Origin of the sequence: Salisediminibacterium halotolerans (genome assembly GCF_003814815.1) — a bacterium.
Classification (GTDB): Bacteria; Bacillota; Bacilli; order Bacillales; family Salisediminibacteriaceae; genus Salisediminibacterium; species Salisediminibacterium halotolerans.
On the sequence record NZ_RKQQ01000007.1, the window covers coordinates 222,490 to 248,218 of the forward strand.

At 46.3% G+C, this 25,729-nt stretch carries 28 protein-coding genes; 17 read left to right on the plus strand and 11 right to left on the minus strand.

Features of this window, described 5'->3' with window-relative positions; translation table 11 throughout:
* The first annotated feature begins 30 nt into the window (after nt 1-30).
* Nucleotides 31-1,374, plus strand: a complete 1,344-nt coding sequence (locus tag EDD67_RS13195) for a Na+/H+ antiporter family protein (RefSeq protein WP_121438587.1) — start codon at nt 31-33, stop codon at nt 1,372-1,374.
* A gap of 82 nt (nt 1,375-1,456) precedes the next feature.
* On the opposite strand, the gene EDD67_RS13200 is transcribed toward EDD67_RS13195, so the two are convergent.
* From EDD67_RS13200 to EDD67_RS13225, 6 genes are all read right to left on the minus strand, one after another.
* Nucleotides 1,457-2,326 (minus strand): midas domain-containing protein, encoded by an 870-nt coding sequence (locus EDD67_RS13200; protein ID WP_121438586.1) that lies wholly within the window; start codon nt 2,324-2,326, stop codon nt 1,457-1,459.
* Nucleotides 2,327-2,386: 60 nt separating this feature from the next.
* Nucleotides 2,387-3,025, minus strand: a complete 639-nt coding sequence (locus EDD67_RS13205) for a hypothetical protein (RefSeq protein ID WP_121438585.1) — start codon at nt 3,023-3,025, stop codon at nt 2,387-2,389.
* A 35-nt stretch (nt 3,026-3,060) separates the two neighbouring features.
* A complete protein-coding gene (locus tag EDD67_RS13210; RefSeq protein ID WP_242005904.1) occupies nt 3,061-3,579 on the minus strand; it encodes a signal peptidase I in 519 nt (172 codons plus the stop codon).
* A 219-nt stretch (nt 3,580-3,798) separates the two neighbouring features.
* Nucleotides 3,799-4,881 (minus strand): HD-GYP domain-containing protein, encoded by a 1,083-nt coding sequence (locus EDD67_RS13215; RefSeq protein ID WP_158638115.1) that lies wholly within the window; start codon nt 4,879-4,881, stop codon nt 3,799-3,801.
* Nucleotides 4,882-4,906: 25 nt separating this feature from the next.
* A complete protein-coding gene (locus EDD67_RS13220) occupies nt 4,907-5,497 on the minus strand; it encodes a LuxR C-terminal-related transcriptional regulator (RefSeq protein ID WP_242005902.1) in 591 nt (196 codons plus the stop codon).
* A gap of 43 nt (nt 5,498-5,540) precedes the next feature.
* Nucleotides 5,541-6,668 (minus strand): sensor histidine kinase, encoded by a 1,128-nt coding sequence (locus tag EDD67_RS13225; RefSeq protein WP_162843811.1) that lies wholly within the window; start codon nt 6,666-6,668, stop codon nt 5,541-5,543.
* Between the two features lie 356 nt (nt 6,669-7,024).
* Between EDD67_RS13225 and EDD67_RS14025 the strand changes: the two genes are divergently transcribed.
* The gene (locus tag EDD67_RS14025) at nt 7,025-7,198 is read left to right on the plus strand and encodes a hypothetical protein (RefSeq protein ID WP_154718728.1); all 174 of its coding nucleotides are present in this window, start codon (nt 7,025-7,027) and stop codon (nt 7,196-7,198) included.
* A gap of 248 nt (nt 7,199-7,446) precedes the next feature.
* Here the strand turns inward: EDD67_RS14025 and EDD67_RS13230 are convergent, their stop codons facing one another.
* On the minus strand, nt 7,447-8,442 hold the full coding sequence (locus EDD67_RS13230) for a zinc-binding dehydrogenase (RefSeq protein WP_121438580.1): 996 nt from the start codon (nt 8,440-8,442) through the stop codon (nt 7,447-7,449).
* 146 nt (nt 8,443-8,588) lie between these two features.
* On the opposite strand from EDD67_RS13230, the gene EDD67_RS13235 reads away from it, so the two are divergent.
* Nucleotides 8,589-8,888, plus strand: coding sequence for an MTH1187 family thiamine-binding protein (locus EDD67_RS13235; RefSeq protein ID WP_093072950.1), 300 nt, complete (start codon nt 8,589-8,591; stop codon nt 8,886-8,888).
* 59 nt (nt 8,889-8,947) lie between these two features.
* A complete protein-coding gene (locus EDD67_RS13240) occupies nt 8,948-9,526 on the plus strand; it encodes a protein-L-isoaspartate(D-aspartate) O-methyltransferase (RefSeq protein ID WP_121438579.1) in 579 nt (192 codons plus the stop codon).
* Between the two features lie 3 nt (nt 9,527-9,529).
* Here EDD67_RS13240 and EDD67_RS13245 read toward each other — a convergent pair whose 3' ends face one another.
* Nucleotides 9,530-10,741, minus strand: coding sequence for a YeeE/YedE family protein (locus EDD67_RS13245; RefSeq protein WP_121438578.1), 1,212 nt, complete (start codon nt 10,739-10,741; stop codon nt 9,530-9,532).
* 94 nt (nt 10,742-10,835) lie between these two features.
* Between EDD67_RS13245 and EDD67_RS13250 the strand changes: the two genes are divergently transcribed.
* The 10 genes from EDD67_RS13250 (at nt 10,836) to EDD67_RS13295 (ending at nt 20,988) form a co-directional block, all read left to right on the plus strand.
* Nucleotides 10,836-11,837 carry a Gfo/Idh/MocA family protein gene (locus EDD67_RS13250; RefSeq protein ID WP_121438577.1) on the plus strand — a complete coding sequence of 334 codons (1,002 nt, stop codon included), beginning with the start codon at nt 10,836-10,838 and terminating at the stop codon, nt 11,835-11,837.
* On the plus strand, nt 11,828-12,571 hold the full coding sequence (locus EDD67_RS13255; protein WP_121438576.1) for an MBL fold metallo-hydrolase: 744 nt from the start codon (nt 11,828-11,830) through the stop codon (nt 12,569-12,571). Before EDD67_RS13250 ends, EDD67_RS13255 begins: the two co-directional genes overlap by 10 nt.
* A gap of 155 nt (nt 12,572-12,726) precedes the next feature.
* A complete protein-coding gene (gene phoU / locus EDD67_RS13260; RefSeq protein ID WP_121438575.1) occupies nt 12,727-13,389 on the plus strand; it encodes a phosphate signaling complex protein PhoU in 663 nt (220 codons plus the stop codon).
* A gap of 80 nt (nt 13,390-13,469) precedes the next feature.
* Nucleotides 13,470-13,826 (plus strand): YisL family protein, encoded by a 357-nt coding sequence (locus EDD67_RS13265; protein ID WP_121438574.1) that lies wholly within the window; start codon nt 13,470-13,472, stop codon nt 13,824-13,826.
* Nucleotides 13,827-14,014: 188 nt separating this feature from the next.
* Nucleotides 14,015-15,103: a rhodanese-like domain-containing protein gene (locus tag EDD67_RS13270; RefSeq protein WP_158638114.1), complete on the plus strand. Its 1,089-nt coding sequence runs from the start codon at nt 14,015-14,017 to the stop codon at nt 15,101-15,103.
* A gap of 18 nt (nt 15,104-15,121) precedes the next feature.
* Nucleotides 15,122-17,338: a respiratory selenite reductase catalytic subunit SrrA gene (srrA, locus tag EDD67_RS13275; protein ID WP_121438572.1), complete on the plus strand. Its 2,217-nt coding sequence runs from the start codon at nt 15,122-15,124 to the stop codon at nt 17,336-17,338.
* Nucleotides 17,338-17,877 carry a respiratory selenite reductase subunit SrrB gene (gene srrB, locus EDD67_RS13280; protein WP_121438571.1) on the plus strand — a complete coding sequence of 180 codons (540 nt, stop codon included), beginning with the start codon at nt 17,338-17,340 and terminating at the stop codon, nt 17,875-17,877. The genes srrA and srrB overlap by 1 nt, the downstream gene beginning before the upstream one ends.
* Before the next feature lie 14 nt (nt 17,878-17,891).
* Nucleotides 17,892-19,076, plus strand: coding sequence for a respiratory selenite reductase subunit SrrC (srrC, locus tag EDD67_RS13285; RefSeq protein WP_121438570.1), 1,185 nt, complete (start codon nt 17,892-17,894; stop codon nt 19,074-19,076).
* 20 nt (nt 19,077-19,096) lie between these two features.
* A complete protein-coding gene (locus EDD67_RS13290) occupies nt 19,097-19,720 on the plus strand; it encodes a TorD/DmsD family molecular chaperone (RefSeq protein WP_121438569.1) in 624 nt (207 codons plus the stop codon).
* 5 nt (nt 19,721-19,725) lie between these two features.
* The gene (locus EDD67_RS13295) at nt 19,726-20,988 is read left to right on the plus strand and encodes a rhodanese-like domain-containing protein (RefSeq protein WP_154718727.1); all 1,263 of its coding nucleotides are present in this window, start codon (nt 19,726-19,728) and stop codon (nt 20,986-20,988) included.
* A gap of 53 nt (nt 20,989-21,041) precedes the next feature.
* On the opposite strand, the gene ald is transcribed toward EDD67_RS13295, so the two are convergent.
* The 3 genes from ald to EDD67_RS13305 form a co-directional block, all read right to left on the minus strand.
* Complete coding sequence (gene ald, locus EDD67_RS13300) at nt 21,042-22,160, minus strand: alanine dehydrogenase (protein WP_121438567.1); 1,119 nt, start codon at nt 22,158-22,160, stop codon at nt 21,042-21,044.
* A gap of 304 nt (nt 22,161-22,464) precedes the next feature.
* Nucleotides 22,465-22,596 (minus strand): hypothetical protein, encoded by a 132-nt coding sequence (locus EDD67_RS14175; protein WP_280524550.1) that lies wholly within the window; start codon nt 22,594-22,596, stop codon nt 22,465-22,467.
* 85 nt (nt 22,597-22,681) lie between these two features.
* A complete protein-coding gene (locus EDD67_RS13305; protein WP_121438566.1) occupies nt 22,682-22,897 on the minus strand; it encodes a KTSC domain-containing protein in 216 nt (71 codons plus the stop codon).
* A 164-nt stretch (nt 22,898-23,061) separates the two neighbouring features.
* On the opposite strand from EDD67_RS13305, the gene EDD67_RS13310 reads away from it, so the two are divergent.
* The 3 genes from EDD67_RS13310 (at nt 23,062) to EDD67_RS13320 (ending at nt 25,500) form a co-directional block, all read left to right on the plus strand.
* Complete coding sequence (locus tag EDD67_RS13310) at nt 23,062-23,769, plus strand: response regulator transcription factor (RefSeq protein ID WP_121438565.1); 708 nt, start codon at nt 23,062-23,064, stop codon at nt 23,767-23,769.
* Complete coding sequence (locus EDD67_RS13315; protein WP_158638112.1) at nt 23,759-25,159, plus strand: sensor histidine kinase; 1,401 nt, start codon at nt 23,759-23,761, stop codon at nt 25,157-25,159. The genes EDD67_RS13310 and EDD67_RS13315 overlap by 11 nt, the downstream gene beginning before the upstream one ends.
* A gap of 80 nt (nt 25,160-25,239) precedes the next feature.
* Entirely contained in the window at nt 25,240-25,500 is a 261-nt protein-coding gene (locus EDD67_RS13320; protein ID WP_121438563.1) for a hypothetical protein, read from the plus strand.
* Nucleotides 25,501-25,729 lie beyond the last annotated feature (229 nt).

A 25,729-nucleotide genomic window follows, 5' to 3' on the forward strand; every position in this document is an offset into this window, starting at 1 on the left:
TCATGAATTATTTTATAAAGGGGAATCATTATGAATGCTGTCATTGTCGCTGTATTGATTATGATTGCACTGAGTATGGCGCGTGTTCACGTCGTTATCGCGCTTTTAATTGGTGCAGTTGCCGGAGGATTGACGGCCGGTTTTTCATTAACGGAAACGGTTGAAATTTTCAGTGAAGGTCTCGGGGCAAACGCTCCGATTGCGCTCAGTTACGGACTGTTAGGCGCATTTGCTTTAGCGATTACTTATACGGGATTGCCGAACTTGATGGTTCAAGGCGCGATCAAAATCGTCGGCAAAGAAGATGAAACGCGGAATAAAACGATGACGAAGGTGCTTTTGCTGTTTATATTGGCGATTGTTGCTTCGTTTTCGCAAAACGTCATTCCTGTACATATCGCGTTTATTCCGATTTTAATTCCCCCGCTGTTAATCGTGTTTAACGAATTGGCGCTTGATCGCCGGGCAGCGGCGGTATCACTGACATTCGGTTTAAAAGCGCCGTACATTTTACTTCCTTTTGGTTACGGAGCGATCTTTCACGACACGATTGCGACCAACATGGAGGAAAGCGGTTTGGCCATTGCCGCTGCTGATATTCCGCAAGCGGTATTGTTACCGGTAATAGGCATGGTTATCGGGCTCGCCGTTGCATTGCTCTATACGTACCGCAAGTCACGCAATTACGAGAATCTCCCTCTGCAAGATCAGCCGGAAGAAGAGCAAAACGGCTATACACCGGTCGGGATTATCGTCGGCTTTGTGTCGGTTGTTGTAGTGCTTGTTACGCAAGTTATCACAGAACAAATGTTTTTCGGAGCATTAAGCGGTTTGGTCGTCTTGTATTTATATTTTGCGGTATTGCACTTTCAAAATACCTTTTCCTTGCAAAAAACGGATGAACTGATGACAAACGGGATGAAAATGCTCGCATTCATCGGGTTTGTCATGATCACTGCCGGCGGTTTCGCTGAAGTGATCCGTGAAAGCGGACATGTCGAACAGCTTGTCGGCTGGACGTCTGTCTGGTTTGGCGATCAGTTAGGACTCGCGGCTGTGGCGATGCTGATTATCGGACTGTTTATTACTATCGGTATCGGCTCTTCGTTTGCAACGATTCCGATCATTGCTGCGATTTTTGTTCCGATGGCGGCGTCGCTCGGGTTTTCGCCGATGGCGACGATTGCGTTAATCGGAACGGCCGGGGCGCTTGGTGATGCCGGTTCGCCTGTGTCTGATTCGACGCTCGGACCGACAGCCGGTCTGAATGCGGATGGACAGCATAATCATATTTGGGATACCGTTGTGCCGACATTTATTCACTTCAACATTCCGCTGATCATTTTCGGTTGGCTGGCTGCGATGGTATTGTAAAGTTTGACTTGGACCTCTTTGTGCAACGAAGAAGTCCAAAGTGTTCTGAAATGATAAGTATAATAAAGAAGGAACAGGAAGATCATTCATCTTCCTGTTCCTTTTCTTCATCTATATTTCCTTCTTCGGCTGCTTTGTCAGATTCTTCTCTTACGGCGTCTTCCTCGGCGTTTGAATCTGCTTGCTTATTTGGAGCGTCCTCCGATTTGTCCTCGCCGCTTTTAGCAGAGATATCCTCGTTTTTCGAAGAAGTTTGCTCGTCATTGTCATTCTCGCCGGTTGGATCTTCATCGTCCGCAGTGCCTTCATTGTCTGAGTCAGCGTTCTCATTTGGAGCGTCCTTCGGTTTATCCTCGTCGCTTTTAGCAGAGATATCCTCGTTTTTTGAAGAAGCTGGCTCGTCATCGGCGTCTGTGCCGTTTTCTTCTTGATCGTCAGCGCTGTCTGCAACATCTGAATTTTTCTCTTCAGAAGAATGATCCGATTTTCCTTCGTTTTTCTTTTCCGTTTCGTTAGCAGTTTTGTCTTGCTTACGTTCGAAAAAAATCATTTCAGGATCAATCGAGATGCTCAATGTTTCTTGAATATATCCGCCGGCGAAAGCCGTCACATGAAGATCAAGATTATCCGGTTCGTTTTCTTCTGAAAAAGTTATATCACGGCTGACGGTGTGCGACTCTTCACCGCCGAGCTTGAATTCATCCTCATCTGCTGTAACCGGATAGCTGACGGAAGTTTCGTTGTGAAACGTTGTGTTGATCGTGACTTTTCCTTCCGTGTCTTCGCTGTAGTCTATGTCGGTTGAAGTTGTAAGAATGTCAGAAGAAGACGGAGTAGCAAAGCTTCCGACAGACGTTGACGTGCTGCCGTGGAATCCGGCTGCGGCCGGAGTTGCAACGAGCAGCGAAGCAGTGACAATACAGCTGATGCTGAGAAGAGTAGTTTTTTTCATTGCAACCGTCCCTTTCCTGCACGAAAAACCGGAGGGATACTCCGGTTTTTCGTGTGTTAATTAGTCGATTTCAGCTTCGTTGTTTTGCTCATATTTCAGGTAGAATTCAGCGCCGAAATCTTTCCCCTGAAATTCATTTCCTGCTTCTTCATCCAAGGTAACATCCAAAGCAATTTCCATTGATTCGCCCGGAAGCAGCGTCGTGTGGAATGGCGGTGGTGTACTTCCTCTGTATTGCCCTTTTTCTAACGCATTGCTTAAGTAACTCGACCCGTAATTTTCGCTCATCGTCGTTTTTTCGCCTTCAATATCAAACGTGAAGTCCATATTCAAAAGCTCATCAGCGCCGTCAACCTCAAGGATCGATCCAGAGAAATTAAACTGTGATTCATTCGTGCTGTAGCCATTGTCAGAAAGGTTGCCGACGGTAATGGCTCGGTCTCCGTCGTTACTGATCGTGAAAGGTTCAGCACTCCAAGTTTCACCCGGCAATAAGTGATCGAGCCCGTCTTCATGGTCCACTAAGCTGACCGCTTCGCCAGAGTCAACATTGACATCCATCTCCGCTGTCTCGACAGTTACATCTGAATCGCCTGCAGTAGCGTCGCCTGTAAATGTTGAATATGTACCGAATCCTACTGTAGCGACTAATGTTGCGGAAAGTGCCGTTCCTACGAGTGCTTTTTGTGTTTTGTTCATGAATCATCTCTCCCTTTTTAAAATATAAAATTGATTTAAGCGGACGTACATTTCTCAACGGATGAGTTGTTTCTTCTGTTTTTCCTGTTTCCGGTTTTGCGCAGGATTTCGATCAGGCCGACGCCTGCAATCGGTACAGCAATAAGAGAAATGAATCCGGCCGGTGATGTCAGAAAGTCGATAACATAACCGAAACGCGGAATCGTACCGGAATGAACGCCGCGTATATCCTGCGGAGCAGCAAGCTGGCTGTCTTTGATCTCATTGTTGTCTCCTTGCGTTTCGTACATGCCGTCTGTTTCGCCGATAAGACGATGGGTGACGAGCTCGTTCGTTCGTTCGATTGTGACAACGTCTCCGATCTGCGGTTCTGCATTTCTGTTGATAATGATCAGATCTTGCTTCTCAAATTCGGGGATCATGCTGTTCGATAAGACTGTTAAAGCTTCATACCCGAAAAGCGAAGGATTGTCGTGACTGTCATTCAAGATATACAGAGGCCATAAAAGGAATATGCCTGAAAGCAATAGAGCGGTGATCATCCAGCTGATCACTTGTTTCAATTATGTTCACCTCCTTTCTGAACTCTGAATATATCGTAGCGTCATTTCCTGCAATTTCCTATCGTCGGTCAGGTTGAATCCTCCACTCCGTCAGAATGAGACCTTTCTCATTCTTGAGGATGAGGAGCAGGCATTGAACGGACGGATCGATCATAAAAATGCCGGAAACAGGCAGTGAAAAATGATGGGACAAAAAAACAGCCGTCCTTTTCAGGACGGCTGTTCATTGAATGGAATGGTTGTTTGTACAGTTGTCCAGGTTGACTTTGATTTGAGCACGCAGTGGAGCGCATCAACGATTTCAGGGTCAAAACGTCTTCCTTTTTCTTCAGTGAGGATGGCGAGAGCTTCATTCTGAGAGTAAGCTTTTCGATAGGCACGGGGCTGACGCATAGACATATAAGATTCGACCAGGCCGAGAAGCTGCGCGTGCACATCCGGAGAAGATGTGCCGGCGGGATAACCGGTGCCGTCGAGCCGCTCGTGATGCGAAAGAAGCATCGTTCGTATCCTCTCAAGTTCGCTGCCGGAAGGAACGAGATCGTGTCCAAAATAACAATGCCAATGCATCACTTTGACTTCAGATGATGAAAGCGGAGTTGTTTTGCAATAGACATGATCCGGCAATTGCATCCGGCTGATGTAATGCGCCATCGAAACGAGCTCGGCTTCCCATTCCCGCAGCTGCAGCTGCGATGCTTTGGCAGTGCGCTGGAGAAGATCGGTCATCTCATCGATTTCACTGCGCGGAATGCGTGTTTTCATTTCTACAACAGGAAGCATTTTGTCGAACATTGACAATGTATACTGGTGCTTTTCTCTTGCAACAAATTTATCAGCTGCATTCCTTACTTCTTGAACACGTTTAATGAGAAGCAAAGATATTAAAAAACTGATGCCAAGGAGGAGGGCGTACTCCATTCGAAAAAGATAAGCGCTGGTGACGGCTGTGTAGAAGAAATAGTAAGGAATAAACGCTGTAAACCAAAGGACAAACTGTTTACGGCCGGTGCCAAGTGCAAGGACGACAGGATAGACGAGCAAATAGATCCATAAGTTTTCATAGCCGAAGGGATTCAGCTGCGTAACCGTGATGAAATATAATAGCAGCATTCCTGGAAAGGCCGTGTCGGCTGCTCGGGTTCCGGATACGGAAAATTGATAGAGGAAATGCAACAACCAACCAATCACTGCATAACTGATAACCCATAATGTAAAGGCTGGCCCGACATCCGTTCGAAAAACGTGCTCAGCATAATACATAAGGCTAGCAATCGTTAGAATCGCAGACATCCAGAGGAATATTCTTTCTCTGGTTTTAGTCAAAGGCATTTGCATATTTCTTAACCTCCGCGGCAAACCAACCCTGCTGTAAAGCATATACAACAGCCTGTGCCCGATTTGGCTGTCCGGTTTTTCGTAAAATACTGCTCACGTGAGTTTTTACGGTCGGTTCGGAAATAAATAGGTTATCTGCAATTTCTTGGTTGCTTTTGTTGTTTACTAAACATGCATACACATCCCACTCGCGAGCAGTCAACCCAGACACGTCCGCCGGGACGGTCTCGGTGTATGCTGCTTTTAAGTTTACTTTCGGCTGAAAGCAGGTAAACCCTTTTCTAACCATATCCAGCGTGGACACAATCTGTTCTGGATTGGTATCTTTCATAATATAGCCGTCAATACCGGCCTGCATGGCCTTATAAATATCTTCATGATCATCGTAAGCAGTTAAGACAAGAATCTTTACAGCTGGTTCGACCGCTTTCAATTCAGAGGCGGTATCCAGAATTGAGGCTCCGGGCATTTTTAAATCCGAAAGGATCATCTCCGGTTTTTCCGCAACTGCCCGGGTATAAAGAGAGTCTCCGTCTTCACATTCACCGCTGACAGTAAAATGATTTTCCATTTCTATAATCATTTTCAGACCGTCGCGGACAATTTTATGGTCATCAGCCAGAAATACGCTCGTCATACGGTGTCACCTCTCCTCTTGGTATCGTTATCGTCGTTTTCAGGCCCTGTTCCTTTCTTTCGCTGAAAGAAATAGATCCTTTGATTTGCTCGAGTCGGGATTGAATGCTTTGCATTCCGAGTTGTTCCGTATCTGTATCCAATTCAGGAAAGGTCCCGTCTCCGTCATCAGTCAACACAATTTGCCACTCAATTGGGTTTATATGCATATAGACGTCGATACGGCTGATGTTTCCGTGCTTGATTGCATTGCTCGTTAATTCTTCGATAACACGGTAAATGGATTCTTCTACTTTCACTGTTTCGGAAATGATCATCCCGTCTGCATGTAACCTCGCTTTTATATTAAAGCCGGCTGACAAACGCTTTATCATTTGCTCAATCGCTTGAAAAAGGCTGAGGTTCGCGTCATCCGCTTTCAAATAAGCGATGTAGCTGCGCGTATTCACTTGGAAGTCTTGAATGGATTCTTCTAATTTGTTGAGCTGTTCGCGGAATTGAACTGGATCACAGTTAAGCAAACGCTTCAACTGGTATGTTTGCGCGGACAGAAAAAACAGCTGTTGAGCCGTACTGTCATGCAGATCTTGGCCGAAAGAGGCTTTCAGTTCTTTCGTGAGCTGTTTTTTTTCTTTTTGCAGGGTTTGCAGCTCGTTCAATTTTAGATAGATAAGGTCGGCAGTGCGTCTTAGCCATGTCCTTCTATAGAAATAAAGCCGGGTGGAACGGCAGGGGGGTGTAACTGCAGCCCCGAGTTTTTCACCGTCAGGCGGAAAAGGGATCACCAGTCTGTCGGCAGCTTTGCCTGTAACTTCATGAAAAGAGACAACCGCCGGACCGTTTTCCCAATCAAGTCTGGCGCTGCGTAACTGTCTTTCAATCAGGTCTCTCGTCTGAAAAACCGGGTAAAACAAATACAACCGCAACTGTGCATCATCGAGCAAAACTTTGCAGTAATCTTCTGCGAGCGGGCGAATCGATGTGACATCCTCGGCTCCGGCAAGATCGGAGCGGAATTTTTCAAAACGGGCTTCCATCGTCTTACGATCGTTTACGAATAGCTGATATGCGTGGAAAGACGCTGCGGCAAAAGGTAACAAAACCATCAATAAGGCGCCGGCAAACAATACCGCAGGGCCCGTAGCCGTCCAAAAAAGAGCAAAAAAAGCTGTCACAAAGCAAACGAAGCCGAACGCTGCCCATTTCTCCCGGGAGCGTTTATGTATCAGCATATACAGACAGGCAACAGTGCTCATGATTCCCGCCATAAGAATGAGTATGAATACGATTAAATTGGGCGACCAGGAATATAGACTTAAAAAAGAAAGCGGAACGAGATCATTCACGGTGATTTTCCTTTCAAAAAAAACTTTAGACTCATGGTAAAATAGATGAAAAGCCTATGCAACCGATTCGACAAATTTTTACAATCACTTGCCTTTTTTAAAGCTGTGTTGACGTTATGACATCGATAGATGTCCTATTAAAAGGAATGGATGACTACGCATCGTCCGGCTTCTTTCCGCGGGCGAGCCGCTTCGGGCTTGCCCTGCAGGGTCTCGCCTATCTCGCTTTCCCGCAGGAAAAAGCCGGGATGCTGGGTCATCCTCCTTCTTTGAATCGAGTGTATTCATAAAAAAGAAGCCATGGATCCACTCCTCCGACGCCTCCGGGAAAGCAAGAGACGAAGATCCGGATTCGGCGGCCACGGGCCGCCGAATACTAGCTGAGTCCTTGCCCGGGGCAAGCGGAGGGTAGTGGATTCATGGCTTACGTCAAAATAATAATTTGTCTACAATCTTAAGCGGCGACATCAAATGATGTCGCCGCTCGGATTATCCGTAATCGGTCAGTTTGAGTTACGTTGCGCTACGTGTTTTCATGTTATTTTGAAATATTTAAGCTGATCTTGCCGAACTGTTTCGCTTCTTCAAGCCGCTTGAAAGCTTTATGAGCCTCGTCAAGCGGGAACGATGTATCCATTACCGGCCGAATCTCGTGCCGTTCAATAAACGCGAGCATCTCCTGCAGTTCATCCCGGCTTCCCATCGTTGTGCCGAGCAGATTATATTGGCCGTAGAAAAATGCCCGAATATCGAGTTCAACTTTATCACCGGCGGAGGCACCGAATGTCGTCATTGTTCCGCCTTTACGGAGAACGGCGAGCGTTTTATTGAAGGTTGCGGCTCCGACGGTCTCAACAGCTACATCAATCGTCTCGTCTTTTAAAACATCGGCCCAATCGCTGTTTGAATCAATGACACGGTCGGCGCCGAGTTTCAGCGCTTCTTCACGTTTTTCAGCAGAGCGGGAGCTTGCAATTACGCGCGCGCCGGCAACTTTGGCAAATTGCACCATAAATGTGACAGCACCGCTGCCGACACCGGGAAGAAAAACGGTTTCACCGGCTTGAAGATTCGAACGGGTGAAAAGGGCCCGAAAAGCAGTAAGGGCGGCAAGCGATAATACCCCGGCTTCTTCCCACGTCAGATGAGCAGGTTTTGGTTCGAGCTGGTCTTCACTGATCGTAATCGTTTCGGCGAAGGTACCGTGGTCGGGAAGTCCGAGCACCCGGAAATCGTCAGGCGGAGCGTCGCTTTTCTCAAACCAGCGCATACTCGGATTAATCACAACTTCATCGCCGACCTTGACCCGGCTTACATCGTCACCGGTATCTTCAACGATCCCGGCAGCGTCAGAGCCGACGATCAACGGCCCGGCATGCGAATCGTGCAGCTGTAAGACGAACAGATCACGATGGTTTAAACCGGCTGTTTTGATTTTTACTTGAACGTCGCGGCTGTTTAATTGTTCCGTTTCAATCTCATCAACTCTCGTACCTTCAAGGCCTTTCGTTCCTTCATGAATAAAAGCAAACACAACGGATCCCTCCATAAATATCTTTTTATGCTGAACGCCGGGACTGAATGAAACTAGATTGATTCTTCTGTCCCTGTTTAAGAATGCGAATTTGCGGTTAAAGAAAAGAACAGGAAAAATTTTAACAAATTTTGAGGAGGCTAATAATGGCTTTAATGGAGATCAGTGTTGTCCCGGTTGGAACTGACACAGAAAGTTTCAGCAGCGACATTCAGCAAGCTCTTTCCATTATCGAACAAAACGGTTTGGATTATCAAGTGACGCCGACGTCGACGATTATTAAAGGAGATATTGATAAACTGATGGATGTCGCTCAAGTCATTCATATTAATGAGATGGAAAAGTCAGCTAAAAGGGTCGTGACATCGATCAAAATCGATGATCGCACAGATAAAGAGATGACACTGGACGGCCAGCGGGCGCGTGTTTCAAAGTCAGAACGATAAGTCGGACGGCAGTTCTTCATGTTGAAGGACTGCCGTTTTTATAAGAGGGAGGACATGAGATGAGCAAACAGATTCGTGAGCATTTTCAGCAGTTAGATCGCCGGTTATTTATGGAAAAGGATCAGGAATTGGCGGCAAATGACATTCCTCTGTCGATTGGCCACGGTCAAACGATTTCTCAGCCGACGCTTGTATTGAATATGACGCTGGCGCTTGATCTGCATCCTTCTCAGCGCGTGCTTGAGATCGGTACAGGCTCCGGATACCAAACGGCGATGATTGCGCCGTTTGTAAAAGAGCTTTATACAGTTGAACGGATTGAAGCTTTGTATCAGAAGGCGAAAAAACGCTTTGCGAAATTCGGTTATGAGAATGTCTTTCCGATCTATGCGGACGGCTCGAAAGGTTATAAAGAAAAGGCACCTTACGACCGCATTATTGTAACGGCTGCGTCTGAACATATTCCAGAAACGTTGATCAGTCAGATTGCTCCGGGAGGACGAATGATCATACCGATCGGAACCCGGAGGATGCAGAAGCTGCAGCAAATAGACAAAGATGATAACAGCAACTTGACGATCGAAACGATCGAATACGTTTTATTCGTTCCGCTGAAGCCGTCGGTAGAAAAAGACTGATTATCATTTTTGCGAACGGGTCAGATCGAACTGTGTTTCTAAATAATAGGCCGTGTACACACCGGCGATCGCCATCAGCGTCCATATCCACGCGTGCGCACTAAACGATGCAATGCCGCTAAAATATGCGCCGACGTTGGCGCCAAATGAAATCGTCGCCCCGTAACCCATTAATATACCGCCGGCGAGCGCCTTGATACATAGATGCAAAGGCGCCTTTTGAAAACGAACCAGGCCGGATAAGCTTAACGTAACGAACGCGCCGAGCATCACGCCGATGTTCAGTATCGTTCTTGTATCAGTGAAAAGCGGATTAACTAACGCGGGGATCTCTCCTTGAGCACTCCAGTACTCCCAGCCGCTGACATCGATCCCAAGCGTCTCAATCATTTTGCCTGCCCAGAGTGTAAACGAAGCGGTCAGTTTCCAAGGCGCTCCTTGCACGTAAAACACGAGCGCATTTAACAGAGCTAAAACGGCAGCGCCTGTAAAAAGCGGCCACGTGCCGTAAAGAATTTTACGCCATTTCACCGCTGTCGGCATTGGCGGCAGGGCAGGCGGGCGCTTTCTTTTTTTATAGGAATAAGAGACAAAAGCGACGATCGCGAAAAAGCCCAGCAACAAAATCAGCGCCCCGGGATAACCTAACGGCGTATCTTCGGCAATCGAATACGGCCGTATCGCCGGAAGCCGCTCATTCCAAAAGCCGAAATGATAACCGCCGAAACCGGCTCCGGTTAAAAAACCGGCCAACGTCAGTATCAGTGCAGTGCGGGCTCCTTCCATCCGGTACAATGCTGCCGGCGCAAGACCGCTGCCGATCTCCATACCGAATCCGAATAAAAATGAGCCGAAGACAAGACCGATACTAAGCGGGGCAACAGCACCTTCGGGAACAGTTTCGCCTAAAGCCAAACCAAACATTAAGATCGGTGCAAATAAGACCGCAGCGAGACCGAGCATGACAAGATGGGTGCGGAGCATTTCTGTATTTCCGTCTTCGACAATTTGACGGTAGACAGATGAAAAACCAAACCGGGCATGAAGAAGCGTGTAGCCGATCGCAAACCCGAGAATAAGAAGAAGCAGATGAGTCAGATCGGCAGCCACGTACAAGTGTAATAATAATGAGACAAAAAGCGTCAGCCCGATAAGAAGCAATATTTTTTGCACAGGCTGTCTTTCAGGAGCTTGGCGGTTGTCTTTTGTTGACATAGAAGAGCTCCTTTCGGTATGTGTAAACTTTTGGTACAGTTGAAAGGACCATTCCCTGCCAATACAAAGGCGAAACATAAAGGAGCGTGAGATGATGCGCGTTGCTGCAATAGGAACCGGATTTATTGTCGAGCGATTTTTAGCGGCACTGCAAGCCATCGACAGCTGGGAGTGCCGGGCGCTTTATTCTCGCAGCCGCGAAAAAGCTGAGCCGCTGGCTGATAAATTTGCGATCGCTGCGATTCATACATCTTTGGCCTCTCTTGCTCAGGACGGGGAGATCGATTTAGTGTATATTGCGTCGCCGAACAGTTTACACGCTGAACAGGCCCTCAGCATGATGGAAGCCGGCAAACATGTAATCTGCGAAAAACCGCTCGCTGCAAATGTTTCCGAAGCTAAAAAGATGATAAAAAAAGCCGCTGAACAAGGTGTTTATCTATTTGAAGCGATTACGACGATTCATTTGCCCAATTACCGCGCGATTAGCGAAATGTTAGCTGAAATAGGCGATATTAAGCTGGTTCAATGCAATTACAGTCAGTATTCAAGCCGTTATGACAAATTTAAAGCCGGCGAGATCCCGAATGTATTTAATCCGCAGTTTGCCGGCGGCGCTCTGCAGGATATCAATACGTACAATTTTCATTTTATCGCCGGTCTGTTTAACAAGCCGGAAGAGATTACGTATACAGCCAATCGGGCAGCAAACGGCATTGATACTTCCGGAATTGCTGTCATGCGTTACAGCGGTTTGACGGCTGAATGCACCGGAGCAAAAGATTGTGCCGGTTTGAATTTTGCCTTGATTCAAGGAGACCGCGGGTGGATTCATGTTGAGAACGGCGTGAACGGCTGTGAACGGATTCATCTGCATCAAAACGGCAAGATGTCGACAATAAATAAGCAAACAGAAGACAATTTGCTGATCGATGAATTACGCGCTTTTCAAACAATCATGAACAGTAAAGATATCAAGCGTTATGACGAGCTGACAGCTCATTCGCTGACAGTAATGGAGATGCTGACGGAAGCACGCATGTCCGCCGGGATTTATTTTCCGGCAGATGAAAAGGGGGATAATAATTGCGGTTAAGAATCATCGGCTATTGGGGCGCTTACCCCGGACAGCAATCTGCGACGAGCTGCTACTTGCTGGAAGAAGACGGCGTCCGAGTATTAATCGATGCCGGCAGCGGGGCAGCAGCGCAATTGCAGCGCTATATCGGGCTGAATGAAATTGATGCGGCAGTTATCAGTCATTTCCATCATGACCATATTGCCGATCTCGGCGTGCTCACGTACAGCCGGGCTGTTGATCAGGCGCTAGGGAATACAGCAGCACCGCTGCGGATTTACGCCTCTGATGATGAAACGGAAAATCTGACAGATTATTCGCGAAAAGGAACGAAAGTTGATACGTACCATAAAGACGAAACGTTAACGATCGGTCCGTTTAAATTTCAGTTTCAACGGACGAAACACCCGGTTTCCTGCTATGCAATGAAAATAACGTCGACAGCTTCACAGCAGTCGATCGTTTATACAGCAGACACGGCTTTTTCAACCGATATCGCTGCTTTTGCAGAAAACTGCTCTATTCTGATCGCTGAAACAAGTTTTTACAATCGGCAGGATGCTGCCTCGTTTGGGCATATGACGAGTTTAGAAGCAGGGAAACTTGCGCGGATTGCCGGAGCGGGTGAATTAATCCTCAGCCACCTCCCGCATTTCGGCGATCATCAACAGCTTCTGCATGAAGCTGAAGAAGAATTCAGCGGTCCGGTTTCGCTCGCTTCAGAAATACAAAAAGAATTAATATTCGACTGATTAAGAGAAGCTGCCGGTACATCCGGCAGCTTCTTTACATTTTTTACATAATTCCTGCATTTTACCGTACCAACAAGATTTTCTCCAATCCGGCCAACAATGAAACGGACGACTATATTACCGGCCGATTCGGCTAAGCGAAAGGAGCGAAAGAGATGACTGGACGAACCGTGTTTGAAGAAGAAATGGCGCAACTGAAAAATGATATCGTCTTAATTGCCGATACCGTTTCAGTGCAGCTGAAAGAGATCTGGTCGGCTCTTTACCGTGAAGACGAAGCGAGATTATTTGAATTAATCGAATACGATGAAAACGTGAATGAGCTCGAACTTGAAGTCAATGAGAAAGCGACGTTATTAATCGCCAAACAGCAGCCGGTCGCGTCGGACCTCCGCAAAATATTGGCAGGACTTCGAATTACCAATGATTTGGAGCGGATCGGCGATTTGGCGGTTGATATTGCCAAAGCAGGCATGCGTATCGAGACCGTTTCCAAAACATATCGAAACGAGCTGGCTGTTCTTTTTGAAGAGGTCAGTGCTATGCTGGAATTTACGCGCTCCGCTTACGTTGAATCCGATATTTCACAAGCAAACCATGCAGCAGACAAGGATGATGAGATCGATTCACGATACGCAGCCTACATTCGCAGCCTGTTCCAGGAGTCGTCTGTAAACAATGCTGATCTCTCGCTGGAAAGTTTAATGCAGTATGCCTTCATTGCCCGATTTTTAGAGCGGATTGCTGATTACTGCACGAATATTTCCGAGTCCATTGTTTATGAGGTCGAAGGGATGCAGTTGGATCTGAACGAATAAAGTCTTTTCGGTTGAGAATTTATGGGATAACAGGCTATACTATGGTGTAGTTTGTTATACATAAAAGGAGGAACAACGGAATGAATTATTCGCTCTTTCTGCATTCGCACAGCCTGTTTTGGCTGATTGCGGTTGTCTTATTCGGCTTGATCGCGGTTTTTATTTCAAACGGCAAACCTAAACCGGCGAAAATCATGCAAATGTCGCTTCGTCTTATGTATGTGCTGCTGCTTGTTACCGGCGGTATCATGCTGTTTATGAATTTTTGGTGGGCTAATGCTGTCAAAGCAATATTGGCTGTCTGGCTGATTTTTGTTATGGAAATGACCTCGACAAAAATGTCCAAAGGGCTGCTCACTGCAAAGCAAAAACCGATCTGGTGGGGGCAATTTGTGATTGCTTTAGCGGCCGTCCTCTATTTCGGGTACGGACTGTAAGCGACAAACCAGCTGTTAAGAAAGGCGCTGAACGGCAGCGCCTTTCTTTTTTTTTGCCAAAAAATTTCCGTTAAGTGTTGTTTAAGTGTTCACAAAATGCTTTGCGCGATTTCATGATGATTTCACTTTTGTTTCATATTCTAAAAGTAACCAGGAAAATGAACTTTTCTAGCAGAGGGGGCAAACGTATGAACAGGGAATGGGGAATTGCCGCTGTCGCAGCATGTATAATGTTGACGGCCGGATGCGGAGAGCAATACGGTTCGGAAGAGATCGCCGCTTCAGAAGAAAATGATAGCGCTGTCAACGAAAATGCCGAAAATGAAACGAAGGAACAAGATTGGTTTAACGAAATTCGTCAAGAGGCAGACAGTTATTTCAGCGAGACAGAATTTGAAACAGTGACGCCAGAAGAGCTTTACGATCAGCATATTTTTGACCGCGAAGATGAAACGGACGAACTTATCGTAGATGTGCGCGATTTGGCAGCGTTTACAGAAGGGAATATCCCCGGATCTGTCAATATTCCGTTTGGACAATCCGGAAATTATGAACAAATGATGCAGCTGCCGAAAGACCGTCCGCTGACTGTCGTATGCTTTTCGGGACATACCGCAAGTCAGTTTGCCGGCACATTGAATACGCTCGGTTACGATGCCAAACCGTTGCAGTACGGCATGGGCGGTTATACTTCAGATGAAGAACACGGAGCCGATATTCCTGCAGAAGATTTCGGCTTTCCAACGGTAACAGACGGTTATGAAGCAGAAGGGAACTATCAACACAGCAGCATCATGTACGAAGACGACCTTGCGATTGAAGAAGTGATCTTAAGTCAGTCAGCTTCCTTTTTAGAAGCGGAACTTGCAAATGTGATCCCGGCTCCGGAAGTGAAGGAGATCGTTGATGAAACAAATTTGGACGAACATCAATTGATTGATATACGAAGCGAGGATCATTATGAGGCCGGGCATATCGAAGGAGCGGTGAATATTCCTTATCATACGCTGTTTACAGACGACCGATTAAGCGATGTTGATCCGGACAGGCAGGCAGTCATTATCGGTTACAACGGTCACGATGCCAGTCAAGTTTCCCGCGCGTTAAATCACTTAAATATCGAAGCTGTACCGATGATGTTTGGCATGAGTATATGGACTGATGATGAAACCCTTCTCGGGGAAGATCAATTTGACTTCACTGAAACAAGAACATATCCTGTCCAGCCGTTACAGTATGATCCGGATGCTGAAGAAGATGAAGCTGGATGCAGCTGATGAAAGGAGAAATAGATGATGCCGAAGATGAAAAGAAGAAGCTTCTTAAAAGCCAGTGCTGTAACTGCAGCGGCAGCGTCGGTTCCTTTGAAAATGTCATTCGCTGACTACAAAGAAGCTGCCGAGGAAGAGGAAGGCTATAAAATCCCGACTACATGCAACGGCTGCTCCAGTATGTGCGGTGTTTATGTGCATGTGAAAAATGATCGCGTTTGGCGGGTCGAAGGGCACCCAGTCCACTTGAAATCCCGCGGAAGAATTTGTGCCCGGGGCCACGGAATGGCAGCTGATATGTACAATAAAGGGCGGGTCCAAGGACCGATGAAAAGAAACGCGAATGATGAATTTGAACCGATCTCATGGGAACAAGCGTATAAAGAAATTGGCGAAAAACTGACCGAAACGATTGATGAGCACGGGGGAAACAGTTTTCTCTGGCTGGAACACGGTGTGCGCGGACAGCGTTATGCCAATCCGTTATTGGATAAAATCGGTTCTTCCAATTATGTGACGCACTACTCCACTTGCTTTTCCTCAAAGACGAATGCGTGGGCAGAAATGGTCGGAACAACGCTTAACGGTGACCACGAGAATGCCAAGTATATGATTTTTGAAGGCAGAAATTTTGCAGGGGCGATTATTCCGCACGGGATGAATCAGATTACAAAAGCAAAAGAGAACGGCGCAAAAATCGTCGTGATCGATCCGAAACATTCGGAAATTGCCAAGATTGCTGATGATTGGATTCCGATTAAACCGGGGACAGACCTTGCTTTCCGGCTCGCGTTAGCGCATGTGTTAATTACAGAAGAGAAGTATGATAAAGATTTCGTTAACGGTTATGTCGAAAATTTTGCTGAGTTTTGGCGGGAAAATAAAGATAAGTCGCCTGAATGGGCGGAAGAGATTACCGGTATTCCTGCTGAGAAGATTCGTGAAGTTGCGCATGATCTCGCTGCCAATGCTCCGGAAGCGTTTATCGAGCCGGGCTGGCACGGTCTGCACTGTCATTACGTCAACAGTACACAAACAGCGCAAATGGGCATTGTTGTAAATGCGTTGTTAGGAAATTTTTATAAGCGCGGCGGTTTGATGCCGAGTGCTGATCCGGAATTTGGAACATTTGAGCACGACGGCTGGAGCGAAGAAGAGAAAGGTCCCCGGGCTGACGGAGCCGGTGTAGCAGGAGAGCACTATACGGTCGAAGCTTCGCGGGGAATTGCCCAGACGGTGCCGGATATGATCGAAAAAGGCCGGATTAAAGCAGCGTTTATTTATCATTTTAATCCGTTAAGAACAGCGCCGGATCCTGAATACCAAAAAAAGATTAAAAATGCGGACCTTGTCGTGTCGATTAATATTGATTGGAATGAAACGAGTGTGTATACGGCAGATTATATTTTGCCGGAAAGCTATTACCTTGAGCGTACTGAAGTCCCGCAAGCTGTCTCAGGGCATATTTCCCATGATTACCCGCAGATCTCCCTGCGCCAACAAGTGACAGAGCCGCTTCATGATACGAAGCCGCTCAGGGAGATTATGCAGGGAATAACGACAGAGATGGGAATGGGGGAATTATACGATTATTCCCTCGATGATGAAATTGAAGCAATGCTTGAACCGACGGGTTTATCTGCTGAGGAGCTGAAAGAAAAGGGGACTGTTGAATTACAAACGAACAAGGTTGAAGCTTCTTTTCCGCTTTGTCCGTCAGGAAACCCAAATTTAGCGACCAGCACAGGGAAAATTGAATTTTCAGCGGATAAATTCCGGGCAGACGGTAAAGCGGGTATTCCGACTTGGATCGAACCTAAAGTGATGCCCGATCCTTCTGCCGATGATGAATTCCGGTTAATTCACGGAAAGCAGCCTTATCATTCACACCATGTTACGAGCAATAATCCGGATTTGATCAAACTGACGAAAAAATATAACGGCACAGCAATGTGGATGAACACGAAAAAAGCGCAAAAATTGGGGATTAACGACGGAGATATCGTCACAGTGTCATCTGATATGACAGAAAAAGAGATTGACGTCAAAGTGACAGAGCTTATTCATCCTGATTGCGTATGGATCTCCTCAGCTTACGGAGGATTTTCAGATCGGCTTGAAACGGCTTATAACCTCGGCGTTAATTACAATGATTTTATTCCGGTGATGGTTGAACCGTATTCAGGAACAACGATGTCGCAAGAAGTGATCGTGAAAGTAGCGAAAGGCGGTGTATCCTAATGGCTCAATACGGCCTTCTTATCGATGCCACAAAGTGTACAGGCTGCCATGCGTGCAGCATAGCCTGTTCACAATACAATGAACTTGAAGAAGAAGTCGATTACAATCGGCTGGAATTTGTCGAACGCGGATCGTTTCCAAACTGTGCGATGGATATTGTACCAGTCCAGTGTATGCACTGTGACGATGCTCCCTGTGTGAACGTTTGTTCAACGATGGCAACGTTTCAGCAAGAGGACGGCATTGTCGGATTTGATCCGCAAAAGTGTACCGGCTGTAAAGCTTGTATGGCAGCGTGTCCGTATGATGCCCGGGCTTTAAACGAAGCCCGCTTAGCCGAAAAATGCCGCTGGTGCCCGGAAATGCTTCAGCAGGGCAAACAGCCTGTCTGTTCCAGCACGTGCATGAACGAAGTGCGCCTGTTCGGCGACTTAGAAGATCCTGACAGTGAAATTAATCAAAAAATGGCGAAGCATGAAGTTGAACAGTTGCGGCCGGATATGGGCACAAAGCCGCGTATTTGGTATATAAAAAAATAAGTGAGGTGAAAAAAATGCTTAATCGTCAAGTATGGATCGTGATTGCCGGTATGCTTGTTCTAATCGGTGCGGCCGGCATTATAAACATCTTCATAAACGGCGAACATGTGATGGGAACGAGCAACTATGTTCCTTGGGGCTCACTGATCGCGTTTTATGTCTTCTTTGTAGCAACAAGTACCGGTTTTACGTTTATCAATTCGTTGGCTCATGTGTTTAAAGTTAAACGGTTTGAGTTTTTGTCACGGCGGCTGACGTTAGCTTCGATTGCTGCACTGTTAATGGGATTTGTCATGATCGGAGTCGAGCTCGGCAATCCGTTGGCAATGGTTTATATTATGATTTCACCGAATTTCGCCGCGCCGATCGTTTGGATGGGATTGCTTTACGGACTATACCTCGTTTTGCACATTGTGGAGTTTATCTTTCAATTGAAGAACAACCATAAAGTGATCGATATTATCAGTCCAATCGTGTTGGCTGTTGCGATTGCAGCGCAAAGTATGCTCGGAGCTGTCTTTGGGATGTCGGTTGCACGAGGGTTCTGGAATGAAGCTTATACCTCGATCTCGTTTATTGTCCTTGCCTTTTTATCAGGTATTGCCGCAGCTGTTATTTTAACGCACATCCTTGCCCGAAAAAATGTGGTCGGAAAAGCAGATAAAAAAGCGATTGAACAGCTGCAGCCGGTTTTTTCCAAGCTGTTGCTCGGAACCGTGACTGTCGTATTGTTTTTTACAGTTTGGAAATGGATTTACGGACTTTACGGCACGATGCCGGGTCATGCTGATGCGCTGCAGCTGTTTGCCGGCGGGCCGTTAACAGCGCCTTACTGGCTTTTAGAAATCGGCTTCGTTTTTGTCGTACCGATTTTATTGCTTGTGTTTATGAAAAAACGCCGCGACCTGGCGTTAATCTTTTCTTCACTTTCTTTAATGATAGGTATTTTCGCGATGCGGGTTATGATGGTGTTTGCCGGTCAAATGGCGCCGCTGCAGGTTGTGTTCGGCTCTGAATCGGCGCAAGGAATCCGGGAAGTCTCTATTCTCTGGTCTGAATGGGCAACGGCCGGATTTGGCATCGGCGGAGTCATTTTAATTTATATGATCGGCGAGAAATGGCTCGATTTAAATACAGCGTCTCATGATGCTGACGTATATGAACAGAAGCAAGAAACATATGAATTTGCCAAATCATAATCAGGAAGGGAGAGTTATTGATGACAGCAAAAGAAGCATACATCTCAATGCTTACTCTGTTTGCAGAGCTCTATAAATATCCGGATAAAGATACGCTCAAGCAGATTGCTTCCGGAGCAGCAGATAAGGAATTGTGTGAGACGGCTGCGTATCTGGCTCTTCCCCCTGAAGCGTATGATCGCCGTTTACAGGCGCTTCATACTGAAAATAATCCAATCACAACTCAATATATGAAAGCATTTTCCGGAATCGTTAAACCATTTTATCCGCCGGTGGAGTCATTGTACAAGCCGTGGAGCACCGATCCGAATGCACCGGATGGGAAAGGAAGACGCAGGGGATATTACATGGGCGACAGCGCGCTCCATTTAAAGCATTTGCTGGGATCGTACGGTTTTGAGATTCCGCGTGAATATGAAAATATGCCGGATCATTTGGCGATAGAACTTGAACTCTATGCCTATTTGGTAGATCAGGACAGCGACGGAGCTAAATTGTTTCACCGGGACCACTTTGACTGGCTGGAAGAATTTTATGCGAATCTTCAAGAGTTGGGAGAAATCCCTTTTTATATTGAAGCAACACGGATGCTGCTGCATCTTTTAGCCAAGGATCCGCAATGTTATTGCGACGGAAAGGAGTGAGCAAAATGAAACTGCAATATACAGTCATACTTCAGATCGCGTTATTGCTGCTACTCGCTTCATGTCAAACAGGATCTGCTGAAGAGGCGGAGGAAAACGTCTCGTTTGAGAATGAGGAGAATCTGTCTGAGTATATTATAGCTGAGGAAGAGAGCGGCGAAGATGACGATCATGTGCCCTACAATGAAGACTGGAATTACATTGAAACCGACGAATTGACCCGGCTTTTAGAAGGAAAAGCTGTTACGAGTGAGGAGCGTACGGGTTATGAAGAATATCCTCCTGAATGGGACGGTTTGGTATTAGTTGATTCACGTCCGCAAGACGTCTACAGTAAAGGACATATCAACGGAGCTGTCAATATTCCGGACGGGGAGTTTGACGAATATAAAGACCGTCTTCCTGATGACAAAGAAGTGAAGCTCGTATTTTATTGCGGCGGGTTGCATTGTGCTTTGAGCGGTAATTCATCAGAGAAGGCGATGGAATTGGGGTATGAAAATTCGTACGTATACCAAGAAGGAATTCCGGCTTGGAATGAAGCAGGCAATTATTTTGTAACCGATGAAAAACATGTTGAAGAGCAAATCATGGCATCGGCGGTTGAACGAGATGACAACACTCCGGTTACGCTGATCGATGCAAGAACGTATGAAGGTTATTTTGAATCTCACATACCGACAGCTGTATTTTGGGATGACGGGCAAATTAACACGAAGTATGACGGCTCAGCCCCTGCTGATAAAGACCAGGAAATCATTGTGTATTGCGGCGGATTCTTTTGCGGAAAGAGTCATGCGATTGCTGAACAGTTAACAGCAGAAGGGTACACAAATGTGAAAGTATTTGCCGGAGGAATGCCGCTTTGGAATGATGCAGATCTGCCGACATTCGGAACAGCCGGAGAAGTCGGAGATTTTGATGTAACAGATGGTCAAAAAGACCGAAGCATAGCAGCTGATGAATTTCATGATCTGGTTGATAGCGGGGAAACGGTTCTCGATGTTCGCAGCGATGATGAAGTGGCCAGCGGGATGATTGACGGAGCGCTTCATATTCCGGATGATGAAATTCGCTCCGGCGGAGAAGACGTAGAAGAGATGCTTCCGGAAGATAAAGACGAAGAGATCGTTCTTCATTGTGCCAGCGGAGCACGAGCTGGAGGTGTCGTGGAAATCATTGCCGAAATGGGTTATGAAAATGTGCATTATTGGAACGGCGGGATCTCGGTCGACGAAGACGGAACGTATGAACTTGATGATGAATAGTCAAAAGCAGGACAGAGCGGTCTCTGTCCTGCTTATTTTGTGGCAAACAATTGTTAGAAACGAAAAGAGCGTTCGACAGGAACAAACTCATAACCGAGATCTTCTGCTACCGCTTCATACGTAATGTTGCCGCTTGCAGTGTTGACGCCTTTCACAAGCGACGGCGAATGATGGAGCGCCTCATGAATGCCGTAGTTTGCAATATGCAATGCGTACGGCACGGTGACATTTGTTAAAGCGAGTGTCGACGTGCGCGGAACAGCTCCCGGCATATTTGCCACTGCATAGTGGACGACATCATGTTTTTTATAAATAGGATCATCATGCGTTGTAATATGATCGATCGTATCGACGATTCCGCCTTGATCAATCGCCACATCGACAATCACGGAACCCGGTTTCATCTCTTTAATCATTTCTTCAGTGATTAGTCTCGGCGCACGTGCGCCGGGGATTAATACTGCGCCGATGACGAGATCAGCTTCTTTAACTGCGTGAGCAATGTTTAGCGGGTTGCTCATCAGCGTATTAATTTCCGTGCCGAACATATCATCAAGCTGGCGAAGGCGGTCGTGGCTCAGATCCATAATCGTCACGTCCGCGCCGAGCCCCATAGCGATCTTTGCGGCGTTCGTACCGACTACGCCTCCGCCGATAATCGTAACTTTACCGCGTTTAACACCGGGCACTCCGGATAACAATACGCCTGAGCCTCCTTTGGGAGCTTCGAGAAATTGAGCGCCGATTTGAGAAGCCATGCGTCCTGCCACTTCGCTCATCGGTGTCAAAAGAGGCAGATTTCCGTCCTCCTCGACTGTTTCGTAGGCGATCGACGTCATTTTACTCTCTATTAAAGCTTTCGCCAAATCCGGAACTGCTGCCAGATGCAAGTAAGTAAATAAAATGAGATCTTCGCGAAACAAATAGTATTCTTCCGGAAGAGGTTCCTTTACTTTCATAATCATTTCAGATTCGTTCCAGACGTTTTCAGCATGCTGATAAATCATTGCTCCGGCCGCTTGATAATCGTCATCACTAAAACCGCTGTCAACTCCGGCAGAATGTTCGATAATAATTGTGTGGCCTGCTTGCGATAAGGTCATAACGCCTGCAGGTGTTAAAGCTACCCGGCTTTCGTTATTTTTAAGTTCTCTCGGTACGCCGATAATCATTCTGCACCCTCCTCTACAGATATACACAGTTCTTCCGCTTTCATTTTAACGGAAGAGGGATGTATTTGCATTACTTTTTTAAGGTGAAGCAATAAAAATAAGACACCGGCAAGTCCGGTGTCTTAGATTGTAGACAAACTATATTTTATGTCAGCCATGAATCCACTGCCCTCCGCTTGCCCCGGGCAAGGACTCAGCTAGTATTCGGCGGCCCGAGGCCGCCGAATCCGGATCTTCGTCGCTTGCTTTCCCGGAGGCGTCGAAGGAGTGGATGCATGGCTTCTTTTTCATCAATACACTCGCTTCAAAAAAGAGGATGACCCAGCATCCCGGCTTTTTCCCGCGGAATAGCGAGACAAACGAGACCCTGCAGGGCATAAGCCCGAAGCGGCTCGGCGCTCGCCCGCAGGAAATAAGCCGGACGATGCGCAGTCATCCGTTCTTTTTAATAGGACATCGATCGAAGTCATGACTTTGTCAACACTCTGAACCACCGGCAAGTCCGGTGTCTGTCCGTTCATTTATTCGCGCATAACCCTGTGCGGATGCTGTTTAGCAATCGTGTTTTCATAATATTCCCGCATGTCATTGGCAGAGATCAGCCCGACATATTCAAAATTATTTACTTCGTAATAAACAATGTATCGTCCGTCACTGAAGCGGACATGCAGTTTTTTTCCGGTTTCCTCAAAACCGATCGATTCAAAATAGCCGTCGTTTACTGTGGTTGTTTCCATGTGCAGCCTCCTTTGCGATATTTACTAATCTGTTACCCGTTGTATGAAGAATATCAAACGTTAGAAAAAGATTTGTCGATTTATCTACAGATTTATATTATGTGCAATCAGCAAGGCAGAAATCTAATATAATGAACCTATGAATACCTATGGGGGTGACGTGAATGGGCAACCAGGATTTCACAATTTTAATAGCTGACGATGAGGAAGAAATGCTTCATTTTTTAGCGGATTATATTACGAACGAAGGATACACGGTTTTAACATCTGCAAACGGCAAGGAAATGATTGATACAGTTAACCGTGAAAAGATCGATTTAATTTTGCTGGATATTATGATGCCGGTTATGGACGGAATGGAGGCTTTGCGTGAACTTCGGAGCGAGCGGAAAATACCGGTTATTATGATTACGGCGAGAGCGGATGAAAACGACCGCGTCGAAGGGTTGAAGCGCGGAGCTGACGATTATATTGTCAAACCTTTCAGCCCGCGGGAATTGCTGGCGAGAATTGAAGCGCAAATCCGCAGAAATTACCGGTTTCAAGAAGAGGAGCAGGAAAAAGAAGTGCAAATCGGCTCGATTCAATTAAAATATGATTCAAGAAAGGTCTTTGTTGACGAAGAACTGATTCAGCTGACCCGAAAAGAATTTGATTTGCTCAGTTTCTTTATGGCGCATCCGGAACAGGTTTTTAACCGGGAGCAGCTCCTTGATCAAGTATGGGGGATGAATTACACATCCGGCGGACACCGGACCGTAGATACGCATATGAAAACATTGAGACATAAGTTAAAAAAGGGCGGGGAGCACTTTAAAACGGTATATGGTGTCGGGTATGTGTTGGAAAAGGAGCAGCAAAATGAAACTTAAGCATAAAACGTGGATATTCATCATCTTGTTTTCCTTTGTGACAATTACAGGTATTGTGTCGCTAACGAATTATTTATATGAATCTTTTTATGTCGACAATCAAATTGAACAGCTCAAAGGCCGGGGAGATAATCTTGCAGCCGTATATCATCAGGCCGAGACGGAGGAGGAGAAAGCAAGGTTTCATGAACTGGCAGATTTTATGTCGCAATGCGCGGTTGCTGATATTGAATTAGATTCTGCTGAAAACATCGCTAACGGGGACTGGCCTGAAGATATTCCGATTCTTACGGATGAGCCCGGATTATCAACGAGTGAAGCTGCAGAGCTGCAAAACGGTCAAACGGTCGTTTCGCAGCGGACAGGCGAAGAAGATGATCATTTGCTGATAACACTCCCGTTAATTGATGAAGAAGGCCTAGACAATGTGATTGTCATCTCAACACCGGTTACAGCGGCGTTTGCACCGTTTGAATCCTTACAGGGTGTGCTTTTTTTAATCGGCGCCGGGGCTTTTCTCTTGATCGTCTTCATATTAAATAAAGTTGTCAACTATATGGTGCACCCGATTGAGCGAATGATCGAAGCTTCAAAAACATGGGCGCAAGGAGACTTCACGCAAAAAGTAGATGTCAATTCTTCTGATGAGATCGGCGATTTAGCAGCCGCTTTTAATACGATGAGTCAATCGCTTGCAGAAGAAGACCAAAAAAAACAAGAATTTCTCGGCAATGTTTCGCATGAATTGCGCACGCCGCTCAGTTATTTGAAAGGCTATTCAGAAGTCCTTTTAGAAGCAGCGGAAAATAATCAGCCTGTCGATACAGCCCAATTGCATAAAATAAAAATGGAAAGTGAACGAATGGAACGTTTAGTCAACGATTTGCTTGATTTAGCCCGGCTGGAAGGAGATTTATACCCGATGTCTTCTGCGCCGATCCCGTTTGCCCAGCTCATTGACGATGTTGTTGACCGTATGCGTGTGCTTGCCGAAAAACAAGGGATAGAAATTGATACCGACCTGTCGCCGGACATCATTATTAACGGTGATGAACAACGGTTGGAACAAGTGATCACCAATTTGCTGCAAAATGCTGTAAACTACGGAAAAGAAGGCAAACGCATTACAGTCCGCTTATATCCCCGTCACGATAAAGCAGTGTTCGAAGTGGCCGATCAAGGCGAAGGGATACCAAAAGATGTATTGAACCGGTTAACGGAAAGATTTTACCGTATGGATAAATCACGATCGAAACAATCAGGCGGAACGGGTCTAGGGTTGTCAATCGTAAATGAAATCATTAAAAAGCATCACGGGGAAATGAGCTTTGAGTCTGAGCTTGGCAAAGGAACAACGGCGAAGGTCGAATTGCCTTTGTTCACTGAGTGATTCATGAGTTGCCAGACATTTATATAATTCGCTATACTGTCACAAGCAAGGTTCATTGTGACTGAAAAGGAGGATGTGAATTGCAACGATTAATTTTTTGGATCGGTTTAAGCCTGCTCCTCGGCTGGACGGCTGCCCTGCTAATTAATTTTGAGACGTATCAAAATGTCACGACGAATTTAACGGTCATCTCACCGTTGATTGACGGCCTAATATTTATGCTCGTTATGTTTGCTTTGTACGTCGCTGTTTGGCAGACAGCTGTAAAAAATAAAAAAACAGCGTCTTGGCAGCTCGGGATCGCCGGGGCTTTAGCAATGGCGCTCGCATTTGTCGTCTGATTCAGCCGACGGTATTTTTTCCTTAGTTTAAAAAGCGCAGTTGTTCCAGCGTATGTTAATACGCTTCAGACTGCAGACAAACTATATTTTGATGTCAGCCATGAATCCACTACCCTCCGCTTGCCCCGGGCAAGGACTCAGCTAGTATTCGGCGGCCTCGGACCGCCGAATCCGGATCTTCGTCGCTTGCTTTCCCGGAGGCGTCGGAGGAGTGGATGCATGGCTTCTT

What these genes read in the sequence shown, in the direction of transcription:
- srrB (WP_121438571.1), top strand. Translation starts at nt 17,338, where the DNA reads ATGGCTCAATACGGCCTTCTTATCGATGCCACAAAGTGTACAGGCTGC.
- srrC (WP_121438570.1), top strand. Translation starts at nt 17,892, where the DNA reads ATGCTTAATCGTCAAGTATGGATCGTGATTGCCGGTATGCTTGTTCTA.
- EDD67_RS13235 (WP_093072950.1), top strand. Translation starts at nt 8,589, where the DNA reads ATGGCTTTAATGGAGATCAGTGTTGTCCCGGTTGGAACTGACACAGAA.
- EDD67_RS13315 (WP_158638112.1), top strand. Translation starts at nt 23,759, where the DNA reads ATGAAACTTAAGCATAAAACGTGGATATTCATCATCTTGTTTTCCTTT.
- EDD67_RS13240 (WP_121438579.1), top strand. Translation starts at nt 8,948, where the DNA reads ATGAGCAAACAGATTCGTGAGCATTTTCAGCAGTTAGATCGCCGGTTA.
- srrA (WP_121438572.1), top strand. Translation starts at nt 15,122, where the DNA reads ATGCCGAAGATGAAAAGAAGAAGCTTCTTAAAAGCCAGTGCTGTAACT.
- EDD67_RS13200 (WP_121438586.1), bottom strand. Translation starts at nt 2,326, where the DNA reads ATGAAAAAAACTACTCTTCTCAGCATCAGCTGTATTGTCACTGCTTCG.
- EDD67_RS13295 (WP_154718727.1), top strand. Translation starts at nt 19,726, where the DNA reads ATGAAACTGCAATATACAGTCATACTTCAGATCGCGTTATTGCTGCTA.
- EDD67_RS13265 (WP_121438574.1), top strand. Translation starts at nt 13,470, where the DNA reads ATGAATTATTCGCTCTTTCTGCATTCGCACAGCCTGTTTTGGCTGATT.
- EDD67_RS13310 (WP_121438565.1), top strand. Translation starts at nt 23,062, where the DNA reads ATGGGCAACCAGGATTTCACAATTTTAATAGCTGACGATGAGGAAGAA.
- EDD67_RS13195 (WP_121438587.1), top strand. Translation starts at nt 31, where the DNA reads ATGAATGCTGTCATTGTCGCTGTATTGATTATGATTGCACTGAGTATG.
- EDD67_RS13250 (WP_121438577.1), top strand. Translation starts at nt 10,836, where the DNA reads ATGCGCGTTGCTGCAATAGGAACCGGATTTATTGTCGAGCGATTTTTA.
- EDD67_RS13290 (WP_121438569.1), top strand. Translation starts at nt 19,097, where the DNA reads ATGACAGCAAAAGAAGCATACATCTCAATGCTTACTCTGTTTGCAGAG.
- phoU (WP_121438575.1), top strand. Translation starts at nt 12,727, where the DNA reads ATGACTGGACGAACCGTGTTTGAAGAAGAAATGGCGCAACTGAAAAAT.
- ald (WP_121438567.1), bottom strand. Translation starts at nt 22,160, where the DNA reads ATGATTATCGGCGTACCGAGAGAACTTAAAAATAACGAAAGCCGGGTA.
- EDD67_RS13220 (WP_242005902.1), bottom strand. Translation starts at nt 5,497, where the DNA reads ATGGAAAATCATTTTACTGTCAGCGGTGAATGTGAAGACGGAGACTCT.
- EDD67_RS13225 (WP_162843811.1), bottom strand. Translation starts at nt 6,668, where the DNA reads ATGGTTTTGTTACCTTTTGCCGCAGCGTCTTTCCACGCATATCAGCTA.
- EDD67_RS13305 (WP_121438566.1), bottom strand. Translation starts at nt 22,897, where the DNA reads ATGGAAACAACCACAGTAAACGACGGCTATTTTGAATCGATCGGTTTT.
- EDD67_RS13215 (WP_158638115.1), bottom strand. Translation starts at nt 4,881, where the DNA reads ATGTCTGCGATTCTAACGATTGCTAGCCTTATGTATTATGCTGAGCAC.
- EDD67_RS13205 (WP_121438585.1), bottom strand. Translation starts at nt 3,025, where the DNA reads ATGAACAAAACACAAAAAGCACTCGTAGGAACGGCACTTTCCGCAACA.
- EDD67_RS14175 (WP_280524550.1), bottom strand. Translation starts at nt 22,596, where the DNA reads ATGACTGCGCATCGTCCGGCTTATTTCCTGCGGGCGAGCGCCGAGCCG.
- EDD67_RS13245 (WP_121438578.1), bottom strand. Translation starts at nt 10,741, where the DNA reads ATGTCAACAAAAGACAACCGCCAAGCTCCTGAAAGACAGCCTGTGCAA.
- EDD67_RS14025 (WP_154718728.1), top strand. Translation starts at nt 7,025, where the DNA reads ATGACATCGATAGATGTCCTATTAAAAGGAATGGATGACTACGCATCG.
- EDD67_RS13270 (WP_158638114.1), top strand. Translation starts at nt 14,015, where the DNA reads ATGAACAGGGAATGGGGAATTGCCGCTGTCGCAGCATGTATAATGTTG.